18 protein-coding genes are annotated in these 21,812 nt (G+C 41.2%); all 18 read left to right on the top strand.

The window, feature by feature from the left end; translation table 11 throughout:
* Window positions 1-6: 6 nt before the first annotated feature.
* The 18 genes from CIK98_RS10830 to CIK98_RS10745 all read left to right on the top strand — a co-directional run bounded on the left by CIK98_RS10830 (window position 7) and on the right by CIK98_RS10745 (window position 21,580).
* Window positions 7-1,386: an efflux transporter outer membrane subunit gene (locus CIK98_RS10830; RefSeq protein ID WP_094384253.1), complete on the top strand. Its 1,380-nt coding sequence runs from the start codon at window positions 7-9 to the stop codon at window positions 1,384-1,386.
* 62 nt (window positions 1,387-1,448) lie between these two features.
* Complete coding sequence (lpxA, locus tag CIK98_RS10825) at window positions 1,449-2,225, top strand: acyl-ACP--UDP-N-acetylglucosamine O-acyltransferase (RefSeq protein WP_094384252.1); 777 nt, start codon at window positions 1,449-1,451, stop codon at window positions 2,223-2,225.
* Between the two features lie 225 nt (window positions 2,226-2,450).
* Window positions 2,451-3,620, top strand: coding sequence for a helix-turn-helix domain-containing protein (locus CIK98_RS10820; RefSeq protein ID WP_094384251.1), 1,170 nt, complete (start codon window positions 2,451-2,453; stop codon window positions 3,618-3,620).
* Window positions 3,621-3,791: 171 nt separating this feature from the next.
* Complete coding sequence (locus CIK98_RS10815) at window positions 3,792-4,328, top strand: hypothetical protein (protein ID WP_094384250.1); 537 nt, start codon at window positions 3,792-3,794, stop codon at window positions 4,326-4,328.
* 79 nt (window positions 4,329-4,407) lie between these two features.
* Window positions 4,408-4,650: a hypothetical protein gene (locus CIK98_RS10810; protein WP_141210514.1), complete on the top strand. Its 243-nt coding sequence runs from the start codon at window positions 4,408-4,410 to the stop codon at window positions 4,648-4,650.
* Window positions 4,651-4,736: 86 nt separating this feature from the next.
* A complete protein-coding gene (locus CIK98_RS10805) occupies window positions 4,737-5,057 on the top strand; it encodes a hypothetical protein (RefSeq protein ID WP_094382192.1) in 321 nt (106 codons plus the stop codon).
* Window positions 5,054-6,925 carry an Omp28-related outer membrane protein gene (locus tag CIK98_RS10800; RefSeq protein ID WP_094382193.1) on the top strand — a complete coding sequence of 624 codons (1,872 nt, stop codon included), beginning with the start codon at window positions 5,054-5,056 and terminating at the stop codon, window positions 6,923-6,925. The genes CIK98_RS10805 and CIK98_RS10800 overlap by 4 nt, the downstream gene beginning before the upstream one ends.
* Window positions 6,926-7,247: 322 nt before the next feature.
* Window positions 7,248-8,075, top strand: coding sequence for a hypothetical protein (locus CIK98_RS10795; RefSeq protein ID WP_094384248.1), 828 nt, complete (start codon window positions 7,248-7,250; stop codon window positions 8,073-8,075).
* A gap of 206 nt (window positions 8,076-8,281) precedes the next feature.
* Window positions 8,282-10,282, top strand: a complete 2,001-nt coding sequence (locus CIK98_RS10790) for a hypothetical protein (RefSeq protein WP_141210513.1) — start codon at window positions 8,282-8,284, stop codon at window positions 10,280-10,282.
* Between the two features lie 422 nt (window positions 10,283-10,704).
* Window positions 10,705-11,970, top strand: coding sequence for a site-specific integrase (locus tag CIK98_RS10785; RefSeq protein WP_094384246.1), 1,266 nt, complete (start codon window positions 10,705-10,707; stop codon window positions 11,968-11,970).
* A 1-nt stretch (window position 11,971) separates the two neighbouring features.
* Window positions 11,972-12,367, top strand: coding sequence for a hypothetical protein (locus tag CIK98_RS10780; protein ID WP_042517421.1), 396 nt, complete (start codon window positions 11,972-11,974; stop codon window positions 12,365-12,367).
* Window positions 12,368-13,111: 744 nt separating this feature from the next.
* Window positions 13,112-13,840 (top strand): UpxY family transcription antiterminator, encoded by a 729-nt coding sequence (locus CIK98_RS10775; protein WP_094384245.1) that lies wholly within the window; start codon window positions 13,112-13,114, stop codon window positions 13,838-13,840.
* 66 nt (window positions 13,841-13,906) lie between these two features.
* Entirely contained in the window at window positions 13,907-14,989 is a 1,083-nt protein-coding gene (locus CIK98_RS10770; protein WP_094384244.1) for a C39 family peptidase, read from the top strand.
* Window positions 14,990-15,085: 96 nt separating this feature from the next.
* Complete coding sequence (locus CIK98_RS10765; protein ID WP_172409910.1) at window positions 15,086-16,873, top strand: dynamin family protein; 1,788 nt, start codon at window positions 15,086-15,088, stop codon at window positions 16,871-16,873.
* Window positions 16,874-18,499: a dynamin family protein gene (locus tag CIK98_RS10760; protein ID WP_094384242.1), complete on the top strand. Its 1,626-nt coding sequence runs from the start codon at window positions 16,874-16,876 to the stop codon at window positions 18,497-18,499.
* A gap of 3 nt (window positions 18,500-18,502) precedes the next feature.
* Entirely contained in the window at window positions 18,503-19,543 is a 1,041-nt protein-coding gene (locus CIK98_RS10755) for an Hsp70 family protein (protein ID WP_094384241.1), read from the top strand.
* Between the two features lie 3 nt (window positions 19,544-19,546).
* Window positions 19,547-20,461 carry a hypothetical protein gene (locus CIK98_RS10750; protein WP_141210512.1) on the top strand — a complete coding sequence of 305 codons (915 nt, stop codon included), beginning with the start codon at window positions 19,547-19,549 and terminating at the stop codon, window positions 20,459-20,461.
* Window positions 20,462-20,464: 3 nt separating this feature from the next.
* A complete protein-coding gene (locus tag CIK98_RS10745) occupies window positions 20,465-21,580 on the top strand; it encodes a hypothetical protein (RefSeq protein WP_094384239.1) in 1,116 nt (371 codons plus the stop codon).
* Window positions 21,581-21,812: the final 232 nt, after the last annotated feature.

Here is a 21,812-nt window from a genome sequence, read left to right as displayed (position 1 = left end):
CATAGAATGAAAAAGACAATATTAATGTTTGCGGCAGCGTTGACCATGACGAGCTGCGGACTATATAACAAATACGAGCGCCCTGAGGTTAATACTCAGGGACTCGTGCGCGACCCACTGTCGCTTACCGACACGCTTGCCGTGACAGACACCACAAGTTTCGGCAACTTACCTTGGCGCAGCGTCTTCACCGATCCGCAGCTGCAGACTCTCATCCAGCAGGGACTCGACAAGAATGTTGACCTGCTCAATGCTGCTCTTAACGTGAAGATGATTGAGGCCCAGCTGGCTTGTGCCAAGTTGGCTTTCCTGCCTTCAGTGGCCTTCACACCACAAGGCACGCTCTCGTCGTTCGATGGTTCAAAGACAACCAAGAGCTATCAGCTGCCCATTTCCGCCAGCTGGAATGTTGATCTCTTCGGTAATATTCTCTCGCTAAAGCGTGGTGCACAGATGCAGCTGCTGCAGGCAAAGGACTATCAGCTTGCCGTGAAGACAAACATCATCACTGGCGTGGCAAATCTTTATTACACACTGCTGATGCTCGACCGCCAGCTTGAGATTCTCACTGATATGGAAGGACTTACCAAGGAGACCTGGGACATGATGGCACTGCAGATGAAGTACGGACGAGCCCGCTCCACAAGCGTACAGAGCGCAGAGGCAAGCTACTATTCGGTGCAGTCGCAGATAACGGATATGAAACGTCAGATTCGTGAGGTGGAGAATTCTCTCTCTCTGTTGCTCTGCCAGCCCGGCCAGACAATAAGCCGCGGCAAGCTTTCCGACCAGTCGCTGCCTTCAGAGTTCAGCACAGGCATCGCCCTTCAGATGCTGAACAACCGTCCTGACGTTCACGCTGCCGAGATGAGTCTTGCCGCCTGCTATCACAACGTGCAGACAGCCCGAAGCCGCTTCTATCCTTCAATCAACATCACCGGTTCCGGCATCTTTACCAACAGCATGGGCACACAGACCTTCAACCCCGGCAAGTGGCTGCTTTCAGCCATCGGAAGTCTCACTCAGCCCATCTTCGCCAACGGTCAGCTTGTGGCTGGTCTGAAGGTGGCAAAGGCACAGCAAGAGCAGGCGTTCAACAACTGGCAGAACGCCATCTACAAGGCAGGCAACGAGGTGAGCAACGCCCTTGTAAGCTACAACTCATACGACGAGCGTAGCCGATTGGAACAGAAGCAGACCGAACTCTACCGACAGAATGTGGAAGACACACGCCAGCTCTACAAGAGCAGCGGCACGTCTTATCTTGAGGTTATCAGTGCCCAGGCAAACCTGCTCAACGCTGAGATAACAAAGGTAAGCGACGACTTCTACAAGATGCAGGCAGTAGTAAGTCTCTACTCTGCTCTTGGCGGAGGAAGGGAGTAAGTCGTATCGCATTGCGATGCAATACGAAATTAAAGAATTAAAGAATTAAAAGATTAAAGTTCATGAGCAATATAAGTGAAAAAGCCCATGTCAGTCCAAAGGCAAAGATAGGTAAGAACGTCACCATCTATCCTTTTGCATATATTGAGGACGATGTAGTGATAGGCGACGAATGTGTCATCTATCCTTACGTGAGCATAATGAATGGCACAAGAATGGGACGCGGCAACCGCGTGTTCCAAAACACTGTGCTCGGTGCCGAACCGCAGGATTTCAACTACTGTGGCGATGCCTCACAGCTCGTCATAGGCGACGAGAATATCTTCCGTGAGAATGTGGTCATCAACCGTGCCACATTCAGCGACGGACAGACCGTCATTGGCAACCGCAACTTCTTCATGGAGGGTGTGCATGTGTCGCACGACACAAAGGTGAAAAACTACTGCACCTTCGGCTATGGTACCAAGGTGGCTGGCGACTGTGAGATTTTCAACGGTGTCATCTTCTCGTCGAGTGTCATTGTCAATCCTAACGTGCGTGTCGGTGGTGGATCTATGGTCACTTCCGGTGTGCGTATCAGCAAGGACGTGCCACCGTTCATCGTAGCCACCCACAACCCCGTGGCCTATGGTGGCATCAACCGCAAGATTCTTGAGGACCTCGGCACTCCAGAGAATGTCATCGGCCACGTTGCCAATGCCTATCGTCTTGTGTTCCACGGACAGACAAGCCTCTTCGATGCCATCCATCAGATTAAGGATCAGGTGCCAGACGGCAAGGAAGTGGGCATCATTGTGAAGTTCCTTGAAGAGACCAAGGGCATCATTGCAAAGATGTAAAAATACCTCTCATAGCTAATAAATGTGGAACCCCGGCATCTCCATTTCGTGTGGAATGTCGGGGTGCGTTTTTTTGAAATAAAAATACTACCTTTGCACAAGAATAATGGTGACGTTCTTCCTTCTTTATGGGTTTGACATTAATGTCGGATAGCCGTAAACAGGCAAAAAAGTAAAGCAGGTAGGTTCTCATTAATAATAAAAACACTTCAAAAAGCTCATTCTATGACACTCGACATACAATCAATAGAAGCCTTGGCACACTACACTCGCGGTGGCGTGACCATATTCTTTGTCTTTTGGTGCTTCCTGCTCAGGAAATACGAGAAACGCAGCTATATGCTGAAGTTGCTCTATTTTTCATCGCTTCTCATTGCTGTTTGCTATGCCAAAGACGTGCTGTTCGCTTTCACGTCGATAAAATATTCCACCCACTTGAACAACATTTGCGGCATATTGGACATGGTTTACATACCCGTGATTTCCGCCTTCTTCCTCGAAGTGGTTCGACCGGGAGCAGTTTCCATGCGGCAGACATGGGCTTTGGTGGCGTTTCTCGCGTCGTTTGCCCTTATCTACGTTTTCTTGCCCTTCAAGGCGATTGAACTAATCGCTTCCTGTGTGGCGTTCGCCATTTCTGCCATAACGTTGGTCTATGTTACTGTGTTTGCGGTGAGATACCGCAAAATGCTGTATGAAAACTATTCCTACACCGAGAATGTGGATGTCGTTTGGGTGATGCTGTCGTGCTATGCCTATTTCGGCTCTTTCGTCCTCTACGAACTGATGTTCCAAAACACCGTGTGGCTCAGCGATGTCATTTTCAACATCTCAGGCATGGTGTTGTGGACTATAGTGTTTATGTTCGCCCAAAGGCACAGGGTGCTGAAAATGTTCTTCCTGAATAATGGCAGTCCTGCCGACGACACCATGGGCGAAGAGGCTGCGGAAGAAGAGCTCGAAACGGAGCAAGGCGACACCGACGAGACAGGACTGACGGAGACAGAGGCCGACATGCGGAAGCAAGAACGCTACAAATACATAGAGTCGCGCATTCCGCTGTTAATGGAACAAGAGAAGCTCTTCCTCATGCCAAAACTCACTATCATGGACCTGGCTACAAAGATAGGCACCAACAAAACCTATCTTTCCGAATATCTGAACAGCAACCTGAACATGTCGTTCCACGACTTTGTTAACAAGTATCGTGTGGAAGAGGCGTGCCGTATTATGGATGCCTTGCCGCAGGACAGCAAGCAGACGATAATAGACATTTCAAACAAGAGCGGATTTAATTCCATCTCGTCTTTCTACCGCCAATTTGCGAAATTCAAGGGAATAAACCCAAGGAAATATCTCTTCGAGAAAATGACGAAGGCGGAGGAAAACGAGTAGCCAAAGAAGGGAAAACATTGCAAAAAAGGTAGAAAAAACGGTAAAAACAGCCCTAAGAACTCACTTTTTTCCGTTTTGACAAATGTTTTGCTGTTTTGACAAGCCTCTTTCGAAGTTTTTCCGTATCTTTGCGCCAAAATATGTGATTATTATTTTTAAAATAAAAAAAGAATGAAAACAATTGTTATGAAGATGTGGCTTGTCGTAGCGGCAGCCCTAACAGTGACTTTAACTTCGTGTTCAGACGATGACGACAACAACACAAGCGGCGGCAGCGACAAGATAACCTATTCCGTGGAAATCGAGGTGAGCGACGATGTCCTCAGCTTGGCTACCGTAAACCTGCAGGAATACGGCAACAGCGGACTGGGAGCTGCAACGCAGTTGACAAAAACCAAGTACGACTGGTCGAAGACCATCACTTCCTATCCCGCCAAGGTGGGTCTGGCACTTAGCATAGAGCCAAAGAACCAGGAACTGACCAAGGAGAAGTATGACATCAAAGTGGTGTATGTGGTGACCATGAAGAACGCGGAAGGCAACATAAAGGGTGCCGTAGAAGGCTTCTACAGGAGATTGTCAGGCGTGCCGGCTGCACGTGTTCCCGGTGAACTTGAGAAAATTAAGGAAACGCTGCCGAATAGAAAGACACTCATCGACTTCACTTCCGCTTCCAACTTCACCATAAGGTCGAAGAGTGAGTTATAAATGACCAGTTGGCGAGAGGACGAGTTGACTGCCCACAGTGCGCTTCCTCACCGAACTGAGGGCGAGATTCAAGGAAGACATGGAGGCATCGGACCCCACCTGTATCGACTCGCTCTACACCGACTCGCTGATTGTTCCTGACAGCAAGTTTGCCGAGGAGCTAAAGCGCAACGGCACCTCAGTGACTTCCATCTCAACTGACAACGACGGCCCATCGGAGTACTACAACCTCAACGGACAGCGCATCACCGCACCCGCCGACAAACGCCAGCTCTATATTGAGAGGCGAAACGGAAAGGCGACGGTGAGGGTTAGAAGATAGTATAGGCTTGAAGACCGAAGCTCAAAGCCCCCTCCAGCTTCCCCAAGGGGGCTTCGAGTGGGCATTTAATTTATAAAAAGAAGCGTATGAATAAGAAAAAATGGTTCCCTATGCTGCTGATGGCAGCAATGTGTGTGTTAGGATTCACATCGTGCAGTGACGACGACGACATCGGCGACAACCCCGACACGCCGTCGAAGGAAATACCTTTGACAAGGATGACAACCTTGTGCTCAATAGCTATACCACAGGAACACGCAGTCTGCTTTACGACGACAACACCGACGAGACAGAATGCTCAAAATAACGGTGAATTTGTAACTTTTTTCCGTTTTGACATTCCTGTTTCCCTTTTTCCAATTAACTTTGCAGCGTTTTTGAAAATAACAAAAATAATTATTATATGAAAAAGAAAAGCTTTTTATTGATTGCAGTTATGCTGACAATAGCGGCTTCTGCAATGGCACAAAAGCATGTGGTAGAGGAAAACTACTGGTGGAACGACCAGCCGGAAGGCTATCTATGGTCTATGGGTACATTCTCTACAGCCGAGGTTAATGTGGCTGCAATGATTCCTCAGGATATGGAGGGATGCGTGATTGACGAGGTGGCGTTCTATGCCTCCGACATATCGCAACTCACAGACATCAAACTCTTTGTGACACGCAAACTGAGTAAAGACATCAACAACCTTGACATTGTGCTCACTCCTACAGAACTGCCTACCGAGGCCGATGCCCAGGGCAAATGGCGAGTGAGAGCAAAACTGCCAGAGGACTTCATAGTGCCCTTCGGAGGTGCCTACATCGGATATAAGGTGACACCAACCGACGGAATGGCATCGGCCATGAACACATGGACTGACTCTCCTGACGGATGGCCTTTACCAGCTGACAAGAGTATGTTCATACAAGGAGGCCCGGAACTGCAATGGTCATCATTAGGCGACACATTCGGTGCAGCTGCGGTGACGGCTCACGTAAAGGCAAGGAATGTGGAGGACAATAGTGTGGCTCTGTATGAAAAGACTGAATACGTGAAACTGACAGGCGAAAAGGACTTTGAGTACATACTGCCAGTGAAGAACCGCAGTGCCAAGGACATCCAGTCATTGACTTATACCGTGAGCATTGACGGCGGCGAGGCAAAAGAATTCACCTATACGTTCCAGTATCAGTTTAAGGCATTCGGACTTAGCTCTATAGTAGGCAAGATTGACGCTCCCGACACTGATGGCTGCCATTCGATGGACATAGATATTACAAAGGTGGATGGAGTGGAAAATACGTCAGACGCAAGGAGCATGAAGCTGATGCTTGTCACTGTGCCGAAGTCTGCACCAAGAAACACCATCGTGGAGAGCTTTAGGTCGGCGGGACTCGGCATGATGCCACTTAACATTATTGGCGAGCGCAAACTGAAGGAACTTTACGGCGGTAAGGCGATAATCCTTGGTGCTAATAGCGACGACTATTGGGAATGCGCCGACTATCAGGAAGTGGTGAGGAAGTACTATTACAACAATCTCAATAATTTCTGCTTCGACCGTGCTCTTCCAGCCATCGACCCTTATCGTGGCTATCATCTTTATGAGAAATCTGGCGAGATGGTTTACTCCACCAACGAGGCTTTCGACTATATCAATGCCATCACTTCGGAAGCCACTGTCGGCATCGACGCAAGATGGCATAGCGACGAGGGAACAACTATTGACGTGGATGTGACCACAACATTCCTCTATGACCGTGAGGATGCTCCCTATCATCTTGAGCTGTATCTGAAGGAAAGCCCTATTCAGGCTGTTGGCAAAGATGATGACAACTGGTGGAACGAGGCAATCTCAAATGCCTACAGCGGCAGCGAGGAAGAACTGCCCGAGGAGTTTGACTGGTTTGTACAGGCAGTGCCCATCATTCCGGGATATATTTTTGAGAATGTAGTAAGGGCATGTTGGGGCGCATTGACCGGCATTGATGGCAGCATAATGGCTCCAATTGTCAAGAATGTTCCACAGACATACAGCACCACTCTCGACTTGTCGGAGATAGACATCCGCGACAAGAACAACCTTCACCTTGTGGCAATGCTTGTCAATGAGGGAGGCACCGTAGTGAATGCCGCTGAAGTGTCGCTTGGCAATGCCACTTCAATAGAAAGCATAAAGGAATCGACAAAAGCAATTGTTCCCGACCAAATCTATAACCTCCGCGGCATTGAGATGAAGACCGAGAAGGGCATATATATAAAAGGTGGAAAGGTGAGGATTAAAAATTAGGAATGAGGAATTAGGGATTAGAAATTAGGAATGAAGTGGCTTTTCCGTCGCGAAAAGCCACTTTTTTCTTTATTGACCGAAAGTTTTCTTTATTGACAAGTGACTTTCGGATATTTTTCGTAACTTTGCAGCCAATAATTTGAATTAGAAGTAATAATATGATTAAACAATGAAAATTATGACATACAAAGCGTTAAAACATTTCAGATGACCATGGTAGGGCACAACTTCTCCAGGGTTTACACCCGACAGGCTTCGACAGAGAGCGAATAAGATAATAATCGTCATTGATAACCAAAATAATTAGTAATATGAATAAAAAATGAAGAAGACTCTTTTTGCAGTAATGTGGCTTGCGATAGCAGGCGTATTTACAGTTTCGACATTGTCGGCATGTTCCGACGATGACAACGACAACAAGGCAGGCTCTTATGTTATCCAAAAGAATGGAGTGGTGGAGCCTTCGCAACAGGTGGATATGGGAGTGTTTAACATCGACGGTAAGAACTACAGACTTATCTTTGCCAAGACCAACCTGACGGCGAGGGGGCTTGCCAAGGCTGAGAGTGACTTCGGCGACTTTTTCTCATGGGCAGCTCCTGAACCATGGTGTACAGCATACGAGCGCACTGCCACATCTTTGTCTCCCACGGCATGGATTTCGGGCAAGACGGATGGATATACATTGGGTAATGCGCAATATTATGACGGAACACGATACACGAAATACCAAAACGAGAACGAGCAGTTGTCGGCAGAAGATGATGCTGCCCACAACTTGCTCGGAGGCGACTGGCAGATTCCGTCGCGTGCCGTATGGCAAGCCCTGTTGGATGCCAACAACCAATCGGTTACATGGGGCAAGGACGGAGAAATGAAAATGACCTTCATCGACGAGACGGGAAAACCGGGAATGAAGATTTCAAGCAAGTCGAATCCTGACAACTACATCTTCCTGCCTGCAACAGGTAGAATAATTGAGAAGGAATTCCTCTATGTAGGCATTCAGGGTAATTATCTCAGCTCTACCCTTGGTACACCTTATAATATATGGGGTATGGGATTTGGAGAAGGCTCTGCGGGAGTGTTCACGACATGCCGCAGGATGACAGGCTGTGTCATTCGCCCTGTACGACTCGTGGCTGAATAATAATCATTATTAATAATAAAAGTGGCTTTTCCGACGTGAAAAGTCACTTTTTTCTTTATTGACCGAAAGTTTTTCTTTATTGACAAGTGACTTTCGGTTATTATTCGTAACTTTGCAGCGGAATTATAACTCGACACATGTCAAGCATATAAATATAATTTAGGTGAAAAAGTAAAGTGGATTAATTAATTAAATACTATTCAATTATGTCAGCAACAAGAAGTCTATTAGTAGCCTTGGCTGTCTTTATTGCATCGACAGCTACTGCGCAGTTTAAGAGAAATGAGTTGAGAGATGCCTTGCTTAATACGGCAACTCAGAAAATGCAGATTCGCGAAGGTGAATTACTGAAGAAGGACATTCAACGCGTCAGTAAGTTTAATCCAGAAAGCAAAGCCCCGACAAGGGCGCCTGGAATCATTGACGATTTTGAAGAAAGCGATTACATGCCATTGTATCAGATGCCTGATGATTTTTTTCCATGTCGATGGTATTATACGAAAAAGGGCTCTTATTCAGTGGCAACAGAGATTCCTGCAACGTATGAGGGATGTACATTTGATGCAGTCGTTCTCACTTTTGACAGAAGCACATTCGCCGGCAAAAAAGTGAAGGTGTGGATTGGCGAAAGTAAAAAAAATCCAGAGAATGTGGTGGAAGTCGTAGTCCCTGATGATGACAATTACACCTTGGAGGTTGAGTTCAAGGAGCCATTCCTTGTGCCTGAATACGGTGCCTATATGGGATATTCATTCGACATCGAGGAAGATGGTGAATTTCCCTTATTTTCTGCCTTCGTGGACGCCGACTATAATGTGATTCCAGCCGAATCGGAATCATTACAGATCAAGATCGGTGATGGTGACTGGTATTACTACGGAGAAGAATACGGTCCTCTTTATGCCTTGTTTAGGCTAAAGTCAAAAGATGCCACAAAGAACAGTGTAATGCCTTACTATTTCTATGAGATATTCGGTACGCCCAATGAGAAACTTGACATGGGCTTGGCATTCTTAAACGAGTCGGGACACAAGATGACTGACTTTGACTACAAGATCACCATTGACGGCGAGACCATAAAGGAAGGCAACTATACTCCCGAAGAGCCTGTATTAGCTAAATCGATTGGATATATGCCATTGACACTGTCATTCCCCAAAGAAGAGGGATGGCATTCGTTCGATTTTGAAATATCAAAAGTCAATGGACAACCCAACACCTGCGAAAGAACTGTGGCAGACAGCTGCAGACTATTTACAGTGGCTGAATCATCCCACCGCAAGTCATTGGTTTATTATTTTGAGAACGTCAACCACGGTTTGTCGCCAATGGTACTTGTAGCCGACAAAAAGCTGAAGGAACTGTATGGGGATGACTATATTCCCTTGGGCCTGCACATTTCAGATGCGATGTCAGTTGATAAAACCAAGTCATTGTTCCTCTTTTATTACAATAATCCAGTGTCGATGACAATTGACAGACGCTATTGCTATCTGACACCCTATGGGTCTTATGTAATTGAGGATGGCGAATATAAATTGCCGTTCACCAATGACAAGGCGATGGACGCAGCCTTGGCACGCACTTCCGAGGGAGATGTTAAACTGACAGCATCGTTCGTTGACGAAGAGAAGACAGCCATCTCTTATTCATTCACCACTACATTCAATTATGACAGGGACAGAAACCCATATAGTTATTCTGTATATCTTGTGCACGACGACATGAAGGGTGAAGGAGACGGTTGGGATATGTACAATCTCGTTTCTGGAGAATATTCCATCTTCAATGACGATTTCAAAGACTTCCTTGAGGCAGATAAGTCTGTTAAGGGATTAGAGTATGACAACGTGGTGATTGACTGCACATCCTTTCCGTTATTTGGCATAGACTTAGACAAGAAGGGCAGTATAGTTAAGGGTAAGGAATATACTGTGAGCGGTACATTCGAGCTTGAGGGCAATCCGCTCGTGCAGGACAAGGACAAACTGCGCCTTGTGGTGGAAATATTAAATGGTGCGAACGGCAGTGTGATGAATGCCGATATGGCAGTGCCTACAGTTGCCACAGGCATCAACTCCGCCCTTACCGACAAGACTGCCACCCGCTCTATTTACAATGCCAACGGAATGCGCCTTAATGGTATGCAGAAGGGCCTGAACATCATCGAGATGCAGAATGGCAAGCGTGTGAAGGTTATAAAATAAACAGGATAAGGAAGGTAGTAACCGGATAATAGATTACTACTCTGATAAAGCTAAAAGTGACTTTTCCGACGTGAAAGTGCATATAAAAAGTGTTTGAGAGAAGAATGAGGAAAGTTTACTGGTTATCAGTTACTTTCCTCATTTTGGTTAAAAGTGGCGAGGACAGACGAAGATGGGAATACGACAAGATGAGACAGAGGAATGTTACCTATCCGTAACCTATACCCCAAATGGGGAATGTTGAGGTTCGGAAGAATAAGGAAGGTTACGAATTGGATTTGAACGCTCTGATTTATAGTGAGTTACTAATGAGCAACGTAAGGTTTTTGGTTACGAACCAAATTTGCCGTGAAATGCCGTGAAATGCGTAGCAAGAAAAGACTCTTCATGTATTAATTTTGAACGCAAAAAAGAATGACGTTATGAAGAGTACATTTTCAATTATCTTCTACCTCAAAAGACAGGTAGTAAAGAAAGATGGTACAGTTCCAGTTATGGGACGTATCACTGTGGACGGAACACAGGCACAGTTCAGTTGCAAGATGACTGCGAATCCCAATTTGTGGGATACCAAGGGCGGACGCATGATAGGTAAGAGTATGCAGGCTTTGGAAGTGAACCGCAAATTGGACAAAATGCGTGTGAGTATCAGTAAGCATTATCAGGAGATTATGGACAGAGACAACTTCGTCACTGCCGACAAGGTTAAGAACGCCTTTCTTGGATTGGAGTATCGCTGCCATACCTTGATGAAAGTCTATGAGCAAAGCAGGGATGAAATGGAAAAACAATACAAGGCTGGCATGAAATCTTTGAGCACATTCACAAAATATAGAATCGGTTGTGCTTACGTGGGCGAGTTTTTGCAGTCGCATTATCGTGTAAAGGACATTGCCTTGAAAGAATTGTCCCTGCCGTTTATTACGAACTATGAGACATTCCTTAGAATAGACAAGCAACTGAAGATAAATTCCGCAATGGTGTTTGTCCGTAATCTCCGTGCCATGATTTTTCGGGCGATTGATAACGAGTGGCTCGTCAAAGACCCTTTCAGACGATACGAGTACAAGAACAAGGAAACAACAAGGGAGATTCTGACAAAAGAAGAAATTAACCTGTTGATGGAAACTCCTATCACCAGAAAACATATGGGGTTGGTGCGTGACTTGTATCTATTTTGCTGTTTCACAGGTCTCGCATTCATTGACCTGTACAACTTGAAGGAAGAGAACATCAAGACATTTTTTGACGATGGCGAGTGGATTGTTATCCACCGACAGAAGACAGGAACGGAAGCCGACATCAAGTTGCTTGACTATCCCAAGCAGATAATGGAGAAATATCGTGGATTGTGCAAGGATGGCAGAGTCTTTCCTGTACCACCTTATAGAAATTGTCTGCGTTCGCTCAAAAGATTGGGAAAGAAATGCGGTATCACCAAGCCACTTTCCTGGCACGTGGCAAGGCACTCGTTCGCAACCTCGGTTTGCCTCTCCAATGGTGTACCAATAGAAACAGTAAGTTCCATGCTTGGTCACAAAGACATCAAGACCACGCAAGTGTACGCCAAGATTACCAAGGAAAAGTTGAGCAAGGATGTAGAAAAGTTGTCCCAACAACTCAATCACATTGAGGAATTCACATTCGGGAATGTTTGCAGCGATAATACAAACACAAAAAAGGCATAGTATGAAACGACAAGTGATAACAATACAGGAAAACATGGTTATCTACGCTCCACATCATGGTGAGGTATGGATGACTGCTTGGGAAATAGCAGAACTGTTGTATGTGACAGGTACATTTGTGAATAATGCTATCAAGCGAATTTGGAAGCAAGGTGTCCTAAAGGATTTTGAGCATTCACAATACATCAAACTTGAAAATGGATATTCAGCTGATGTCTATAGCTTAGACGTGATAGTCGCCATTGCATGGCAAGTGGATACTTACCAAGCATTGCTTTTCAGAAGATGGCTTGTTGAAAAGATAGGAAATCGCAAAGAATGTCAAGCTACTCCAGGAAAGCAGGGGCGAACGACGATTATCGTGATGAATGGAACGATGCCGAGAGGTATCAGTTAAGCATTACACCTTAATTATATAATAGCGTACAGGGAAGAAATACCAAATGGTTGTATCACTCTGTGCGCTTTTTGCTTTCTATTTGTAGCGCAGTTTGCATATTTTAGAATGTTTGTCATCTATTACAGTGCGCTTTATTACACAAAATAATCGAGATATTCAAGCGTATTGGCTTAAATAGTCTTAAATTTGTGTTATAGTATTTGTATTTCCTGCCATTTCTTGTCTTTTCTCAATAAATTTTCGTATTTTTGCAGTCGGATTGTATAGCCAGACCGCAGTTGTCGCTGTAAGACGAGTTCTTTCATGATAACCGAGTCGGCAGCCTACGCCGTGCTGAGTGTAGTGAAGCCAACCATGACATATCTATACGAAAGCGGGCATTGGGTGGGAAGGCAATCCAGACATAGAAGGCGTTTATCGACGCTGTGTTTAAGGCGAACTGAAATCTTCCAAAACTATCAGTATCAAAGTCTCGAATATGGTCAACGGTAGATGTCCCGGGTGTGATTATATCAATCCCGTGGAGACCTGTAAGCATAGATTGTATCCTTTTGGACGCAGTCTTTATATAGGTCTCTTTACGGTAATGATTTTCATATCGGCGTGGGCTCTGACGTTGTCTGTTCAACTTTGATAGGCAGTTGGAAGAGCCTCAGTTCGTGGAATAGACAACAGGACGATTCCACGCTTTTTTTTGTCGCAATTTAACGGATTTCTGTCTAGAAAAAAGTTAGCACCGATATGAAAGTCGATGAATGGACATCAGAAGATGTACACACCCCAGGAGGTGGTGAATTCCCTCCTTGCGCTGGACTTACCTCCAACGCCCTCCCCGAAGCTCAAAGCACTGTTTCCGCTGAGAGTTCACAAACAGGGGTGTCCACCAGAAGTGTCCATATATTAAGTAAGTCTAAAGTACAAAAAGAGGAAGAAATTCCTCATTGGTATGCTTTACGCACTACCTATGGTAGAGAGAAAAAGGCATACGACTATATGACAGCCAAAGGCATCACGGCTTTCTATCCTACTACAGACACTGTAAAACTTATAAAAGGTAAGCGCAAAGTTGTTACCGAGTCTCGTTTACCAAATATCTTCTTCGCCTACGGTACAGAAGAACAACTCAAATCTTTTGTTTACGACAACGTAAACCTCCCATTCCTTCGTTTTTATTATCGACACGTCCACGTTGGTCGCAGAATAGAGAAGATTCCTATGATAGTTCCTGACTATCAGATGGATAGTTTAAAAATCATCTGTGCTGCCGATGCGGATAACACAATCGTGTCATTAGCCGAAGTGCCAAAGTTCAAGCAAGGACAGATGGTGAGAGTAATAGACGGAGCATTCAAAGGAGTGGTAGGCAGAGTTGCAAGATGGCAAGGACAACAGAGAGTGGCTGTTGTGCTGGAAGAACTGGTAACGGTGGTGACAGCGTATGTGCCGAGTGCGTTTTTGGAAAAATTATAAGATAAATAATGGTTACTTTGTGATAATTCTTACCATTAAGTTTTATATAATCAAAAGAATATAGTTATGTCAGAATATTATAATCCAGAAGTTCAGCAACTTTATCCAGATACTTGTGCAATTAAGTCGCAACAATTGATCCTTAAGGATTTCGGAATAGATGTTTCTGAAACAGAGTTAGTACAAGCAGCCAATGCAAATGGCTGGTATAATGGAGGTGGTACGTCTCCTGAAGATGTTGGCAATTTGCTTAATCTTGCCGGTATACCTGTGTCAAAACAATCTGATGCAAATGTATTTAACTTGGTCAATGAATTGGCACAGGGACATGAAGTCATTGTTGGCGTTGATGCTGATGAATTATGGCACAATTCAAGCATTAACGAAAAATTGTCAAATTGGTTCAATGATGTTTTTGGAGAGCAAGGAGGCAATCATGCATTGATTGTTGCAGGAATAGACACTCGTGATCCAAACAATATACAAGTTATAGTAAAAGACCCTGGAAGTGGTGAAGACGGTAAACCTTATCCTTTGGACCAGTTTATGGACGCTTGGTCTGATACTCAATGCTATATGGTATCAACTGATGTTGCTGCTCCCCAAAATGTAAGTGGCATGGAAAACTTTAACTATCAAAGTGGACATATAGATAATGTTGTAGGTATAGACTATTCTCAATTCCAAATATTTAATGATATTAGTACGGGACTCCCTGCTCCTATTACTGATATTAATGGAAACATTGCTTATAATCCTTCTATGTCATCGTTGGTTGATGCTTACTTTGATGTAGCGCATAATGAGATACCATTGTCGCAGATTTGGTCTCCCCAATATGAATTTAACAACTACTTGGATTTTAATACCATTCAATCGGCAATGTGTGATACTCTCAATTCTGGACTTAATCATATAAATGTAAACCCAGAGTTAAGTTGGGATGATTATATGGCAACAAATGGTTTGTCAGAAATGACAAATATCGATTATTATAATTATCTTAACCAAACGATAGGCTCATTAGACCCAATCACTGATATGGCTTCGATAGATGTGTATAATCAGCAGCTAATGATGCTGGATTATTGCAACTACAACAACTTGGATTTTGGTACGGCATTTTACGACAATTGTTTTGACCTATAACATTTGGCAGAAATGATAAATATTCAAGAAACGACAACTCGCTTAAAAAGTATATTCAATAATGTTTGCAAGATATTTAACGAGTATCATAAGAAAATGGCTATTGATACAATCAATGAGTTGTTTTCAAAATTATCCTCAAACCAAACTACAATAATGGTTTGTGGAGAGTTCAAACGTGGAAAATCAACTTTTATTAATGCTTTGTTGGACATACCCCTATGTCCAACCGATGAACATATTGCGACTTCAACAGTTTCTATTATAAAATATGGAGAAAAGCATAAAGTAACTCGTTTTTATGATACAGAGAATGGAGTTAAAGAGGAAGAAATAGAATACGAGCAAATAAAGCAATATGCAAAAGGTTCAAACCTTGAAATAGACAATACAGTTATGCTTGTGATTGAGGTACCATGTGCTCGCTTGAAAAATGGGTTGACAATCATTGATACCCCAGGTGTTGGAGGTTTAAATCCAAGACACAGATTTTTGACATTAAGTGCAATATCTAAAACCGACACGATTTTCTATATGGTATCGGTTGGAGAACCTATGACTACAATTGAACTGGATTTTCTTAAAACGGATATATTACCCAAATCAAAAGCATATAAGGTAATTTTAAATCGTGTAGATGAATTAGAAGATGACGAAATAGAAGAAGCCATTAATGATTGCAAAAAGAAGGTTTGCTCCTATTGTGATGTTGACAATATAGACGTAATTCCAGTGTCAGCTTATTTGTGGCAAGAATATAATCAGTCACATGACAAGATTGATGGAGAAGCATCATGCCATAAACTTATCGAAAAGGCTATAGATGAGATCTGTTATACTTATCGCTTGTCATTGCTGCAGGTTCTTAAGAAAACTTTAGTTGATGAACTACAAAGCATTTTGTCAATTATAAAAAACGAAATAGCGAATCTTTCAGCCCCTAATTCAGATAAAATAAAGGAAATTATTGCGAGTCGGGAGAAACTTCAAAGTATGTTATATGGATTGCAAAATGATGGTTCAGAAATTAAGAAACAAGTATCTTTAGTTTTGAAAGAGGCGCATGCAAATGTGTTATCTGAAATCACCAAAAGCAGTGTGCTTTTATCATCCGAAAAATTGGATGATATATTGAATGATGACAGAGCTGTCGAAGATGATGGAGCCAAATGGGTCTTGGATGAGATAAATAAGAATATACAGAATCTTATTGACAATATTGATGAAGAAATCAATTTTGCGTTCGAAGATTCGCTAGAAATTATTCAGAAGGATTTGAATATTGATCAATATTCATTTAATGGTCAAATGGTGGCTAATCTCAAAGGAAGAGAGCGCAAGGATGGAGAGGTAACTTGTGGCATGGTGCGCCAAGTGCTTCCAGGTTTATCAGTTGGAGGTATTGGTTGGGGTATCGCTTCTGCAACTGGTGGTTTTTTTAGTAGTTTAGGGACTGCTCTAACAGGTACTGCTTTGGGTTCTTTGTCTGTAGGATTAGGATCTTTAATCAGTACGGTTGCATTGCCTGTAGGAATTGTTGCTGGTGCTGCATTTATATGGCAATCTTTAAGATGTGAAAAAAATGCTCGTAGGATTGCTGAAATGCGACAGAGACTGGCTCCACGTATCTCACTTTTGACAAACGAAATTCAAACCTATGTTAATGCGAGATTTGAAGAATTTAATACAGCTATAACTGATTATTTTGAAGGAACGGCAAAAGAGTTGAATGCTCAGATGGTTGATTTGCAAGAAAACTACAAAAAATGTCAGCAAGACAGTTTAGCAATAGCAAATAGACGTAAAGAATTAGAAAGTAAACTACAAGTATTAAATACTGCTTTAGTACAGGCAAAAGTTCTACTTTCAAACTCATTTCATTAAATGAGAAATACAATAAGTTATATAAATGAACAGTTGTACAACACCCTTGTTGCATCCAAAGAAATACTTGGTGGATGTAGTCAAGAGATTAGCAATTGTTTGGATAATGCAATAAATAAGTTAAATGCACCGATTCAGCTGGCTATCATTGGTAAAATAAGCAGTTCTAAGTCAACTTTGGTAAATGCTATATTAGGTGCTTCGGACATTGTTGCAACAGGAAAAGCAGAACTTACGTACAATGTCAATTGGTTGAAGTATGGCAGTCTTGATGATGACATAAAAATAGTGTTCAAAGATGGAACATTTGATATTAAGCCACGAAAAGAGTGGACAAGATTGGCTAATAGACTTAGTGATGAGGAAGCTATTGAAAATGAAGAACCAAAACAATATATTGATAAAATCAAGTATATTGAAGTTCCTTACCCTTCTGAAATTCTAAAGTATGTCAATATCATTGATACCCCAGGGTTATATTCATATTACCGTAAGGATTCTGAGAACACAATATCTTTTTTGAAAGAAGTCAAGCCAGATGCAGTAATAATGTTGTTTACGAAAAGCATTCTTTCAGAAGATATGGAAACACTTTCTAAATTTCAGGAAAAGGCTTCAGAAACACAACGACTATTTAATCTAAATCCATTAAATGCTATAGGTATGTTGGCAAAAATGGATGAATGTTGGAAATTTTCTGAAAAGGAAAATCCATATAGTGTCTGTAGAAGGGTTATAGAGGATTTAAAAAGAGAGAATCCAATATTGAATACGACTTTTTTTGAAATACAACCAATCAGTGCAATGTTGGCTTTAGCATCAACATTTGTGAAGGAGGATTTCTCCTTATTGTCGAATTTGGCTAAGTTGGATGATAACAACATTGAGAATATGTTTAAATCTAAACGACATTTTTTAGCCGGAGCGGGTTGTATTACACTGACGCAAGAGGAACTAAAACAACTTATAGGGCATTATGGATTATACGGTTTGTATGCAATTGTTACATTTATCAAGCAGCACAATAGTTGTTTGCCGGAAGACTTGGCTCTATACTTAGAACAAATAAGTGGTTTTAAACAGTTCAGAAAAATCTTGTTGGCACATTTTCGTGATAGAGCTGTTTTGATAAAAACACAAAATTATGTTTCGGAAATCATCCATACATGTGAGAAAGTCAGAAATGCTACAAATGACATTTTCACAAAAGAGCTTATAGACAAAGTACAGATAAAAATAATGACCATGTTGATGTCTATCCATGAATATGCAGAATGGCATTATCTGGCAAAAATATATAATGGTGATTTTAATCATTTGGAAAAGAATATGGTAGAAGAATACAAAATGATTTGCGGTGAGAACGGCAATTCGGTTATAGACAAACTTTCACTTGATCCTAAAAGTAACGTACAAGATATGCGTGCAAAGGCTTCTGAACGTGCTTCTTATTGGAATATCCAATATAATGTGGCAAGAATTAGAAAACCCAAAGATGCAGAATTGTGCAAAGTAATGTCTGAATCATACAAGGTTCTTGGACAACGTATAGACGAAATGGCACAAAAAGAGAAAGAAGCTAAGGAGATTCTAAATATGGCGCATGCCTTTTTTTATGGTGAATAACATATGAATATAGCTGTTGAAATAGGTGCTTATGGCATAAAAGTGGCCATTCAAAACAATGGAAAGGTGGAGATGGTAAAATTAGGTGACTCTTTGTCACCCAATATTATTCCATCTTTAGCTTATGTTGCAAAATCAGGGCAAATCATTTTTGGCAATTTGGCGGAATTGTGTGACATCAACAATGGCGAGCGTATTTATTTGTCAGAAATGATGCCATCAGACAACAAGACTGAAGAAATATATGAGAAATTATTTGCTTTTATAAAAGATCTGATAGTTTCTTCGTATAAGCAGTCTGTTTCAAATGTTGCAATGATTGTGCCACCTTATTTCCAAAGTGTTGATCCCAGAAAAAAAGTGATGCGAGAGGCTTGGATGCATAATGGCATATACAATTTAGATTTCATTTCATCTGATGTTTCTACTTGCTATAGAAAGTTGAATTTAAGCAACAATGAGTCTGCACTTGTTTTTGACATTGGGTATAATGGCACTGTTATATCGGTTGTAAGACGAGATAAAAATGTATTTCGTTCTATAGCAAATAAATATATAAAAGGTATTGGAGGAAGAGTGTTCTGTAATATGATATACTCAGACATAGAAGAGCAATCCAAATTACAATATGATTCTTTTGCACAGATAATCCAAGTTCAGAACATAGATAGGGTTAGCCGTATGATAATGGAATGTTTATCGACTGAAGAACATGTTGTGACAAGTGTTCCTTTTACGGATTATATCTATTCTATTTCCAGAGAAAAATTTAATGAAATGATAAACAAACCTTTAGAAGAAACGCTGAACGAATGTCTCGCTTGCATAAAAGACTCTGGCGATTCAATGGACAATATTAAGAAAATTGTATTGACAGGAGGTTGTTCACAAATACCTTATATAGAAAAAATATTAAAATTGTTTTTCAATACAGGAAATTCAGAAAAAATAGATATCATAGCCCCCAAAAGTACAGAAGACTCATTGTTTGCGGCTTGCAAGGGAGCATTCACAATACAACAAACTTCAATTTTAAAATTCTAAAAAATGAAAATAAGCATATTAGGAGTATCACGATCAGGAAAGACGTGCTATATAAGTGCGATGTCACAAGTTCTAAAGAATTGCAATTTGGGAAATGGATGTAGAGTGTCACTGAAAACTAATGATATTGCCAAACAACTTGAATTAGATAATAATTTTATGAGTATGGCAACAGAAAGAGAATGGCCTAAGGGAACTGATACAACAACATCTTATGATTTCCGAATCCATTTTCAAAGTCAAGATGCAAGTCTACAGCTATCGTCACTGACAATGGATGATTATAGAGGCGGTATGTTAAATGGCATGGGGAAACAAGACAAGATAGACCGTGATAGCTTTATAGAATCATTATCGGATACTGCGGTTATAACATTCTTGATTGATGGAACTACCGTCTTAAATGCAATGGATGAGTTGGATAAGGACGCAACTCATAGAGGAGAAACACAAGCTTCTGAAAAGTTGGCGGCGATAAATGAAATCTCTATAATGGAGAATATCCTTTATCAACGAATCCAAAATAAAACCGATATTCCACCCGTATTAATCGTAATAACCAAGTCAGACGTTTTTGCCTCAAAGGAAGAACTTAATAATGGCATTTCCTTAGTTAAAGATTTGTTGTCTGCATTGTTTTCCTTCGGCAATAGACTTTTTGTTGGAATTACAACAGTTTCTTTAGGTTCTGGTCTTGACAAGGGGGATAACAATAGTATTATTGGTCAATTAGATATAAGTACTCAAAACAATATACATATTCCGATGCTATTTGCATTCTATGCATATTTGGATGCAGAATATGAAATTTTTCCTGACAAAACGAATACAGACAAGGTTATGTCAGCTATTAGAAAAGTATTTGCAGGAAAAATTTCATTTTATGACAATGGTAAAGAAGCATTTTCAATAGACTAAAATATGACACGAAAATATATATTTTGCTATACTCGTACCAAAAACATAGACTATAGAAATATCTATGGTGTTGATGCTTCAATCTGTCCTCAACCAATACAAGATATGTGCTTGGGTAGGATAAGTGCGTTATTAAACAATACGGCAGACGAAGATCTCAAAGATCCTGTGTATGTCTATTTTAGACAAGATGATTTAATACTTTATGGAATTGCCTGTTTAAATAGTGTTCTTTCCGCAGATTACTGTTTGGAAAAAACAAATGGCCGTGTTAGAGGATTCTTTGGAATAATTGAGAAAACAAATGATGTCGTACAAACCATTCCATATTCACTTGACTTTTATATTAAATTGTATGAGAAGTATATTGTTCCCAAATGGAGTTCGTTTACTTTCCACTACAATGAAAATATAGAACTTGACATTCCCATAAATGTTTCGAAGGTTGTAATAAATCCTTTGTCTGGAGGTACTTTAAATAACGACTTAAATATTTGTAGGGTGTTTTTGTCTCCACGACTTTCCAAGAAATTGTTATCAGAGGCACTGGCATACAAAGGAAATATGTCTATAGCAATAGGAATATCAGACAGAGAACAAGTTATAGAAGATAATTTTCCTTTAATGAATGCTACATTAAGAAATTATGATTATCGGTCTTACGAAGATGTCTCGGTTTGTCATATATGTTCAAAATGTGGAAGAAAAACTAAGCAAATACACCCCAACGGTTTATGTACTGAATGTTACGAAAAACAAATTGCTGATTCACACAAGATAAAGGATGGTTCTGTAATATCAGAAACTCCACAATTGTTTTGCAACAAATGTGGAAAGAATGTCAATGAACTTTATACAGAAAAAGGATTGTGTGCTGAATGTTATAAAGAATATGTTGTTCGCAAACAAAAATCACGTAGAAATATCGGCATTATAATTTCTTTAATAATAGTTGTTGGCTTAATATTTTTATTTAATACGAATTATTTGTCAAACATCTTAAATGCAAATGTCAAACAAATGGACAAAGGCAAGAAACACCAATATTCTACAAGTATTGCCGATAGTTCAAAAGACACCTTAAAAGTAGATACTTTAAGTAAACAACATAAAAAATAAAGAGATTATGAGAGGATATAGTCCGAATACGAAGTACAATCAGATAACTCCCAAACCTCCAAAATTGGAATCGAACAATTCGCAGGATAGAAATTCAAATAGAAATCTTCTAAAAGAAAGTTTTGACTGGTTGTTAAAAATATGTAGGATGATTCTTATTGTATTTGGAATTTATTTAATGGTAAGTTTTTTTTATTATTCAAAGAATAGTGTTATAGACACGGAGCATTTT

Source organism: Prevotella sp. P2-180, assembly GCF_002251435.1.
In the GTDB taxonomy this organism is placed as follows: domain Bacteria; phylum Bacteroidota; class Bacteroidia; order Bacteroidales; family Bacteroidaceae; genus Prevotella.
The sequence above is the reverse complement of the archived record's forward strand: the minus strand, read 5'-3'. Positions and strand labels throughout refer to the sequence as shown.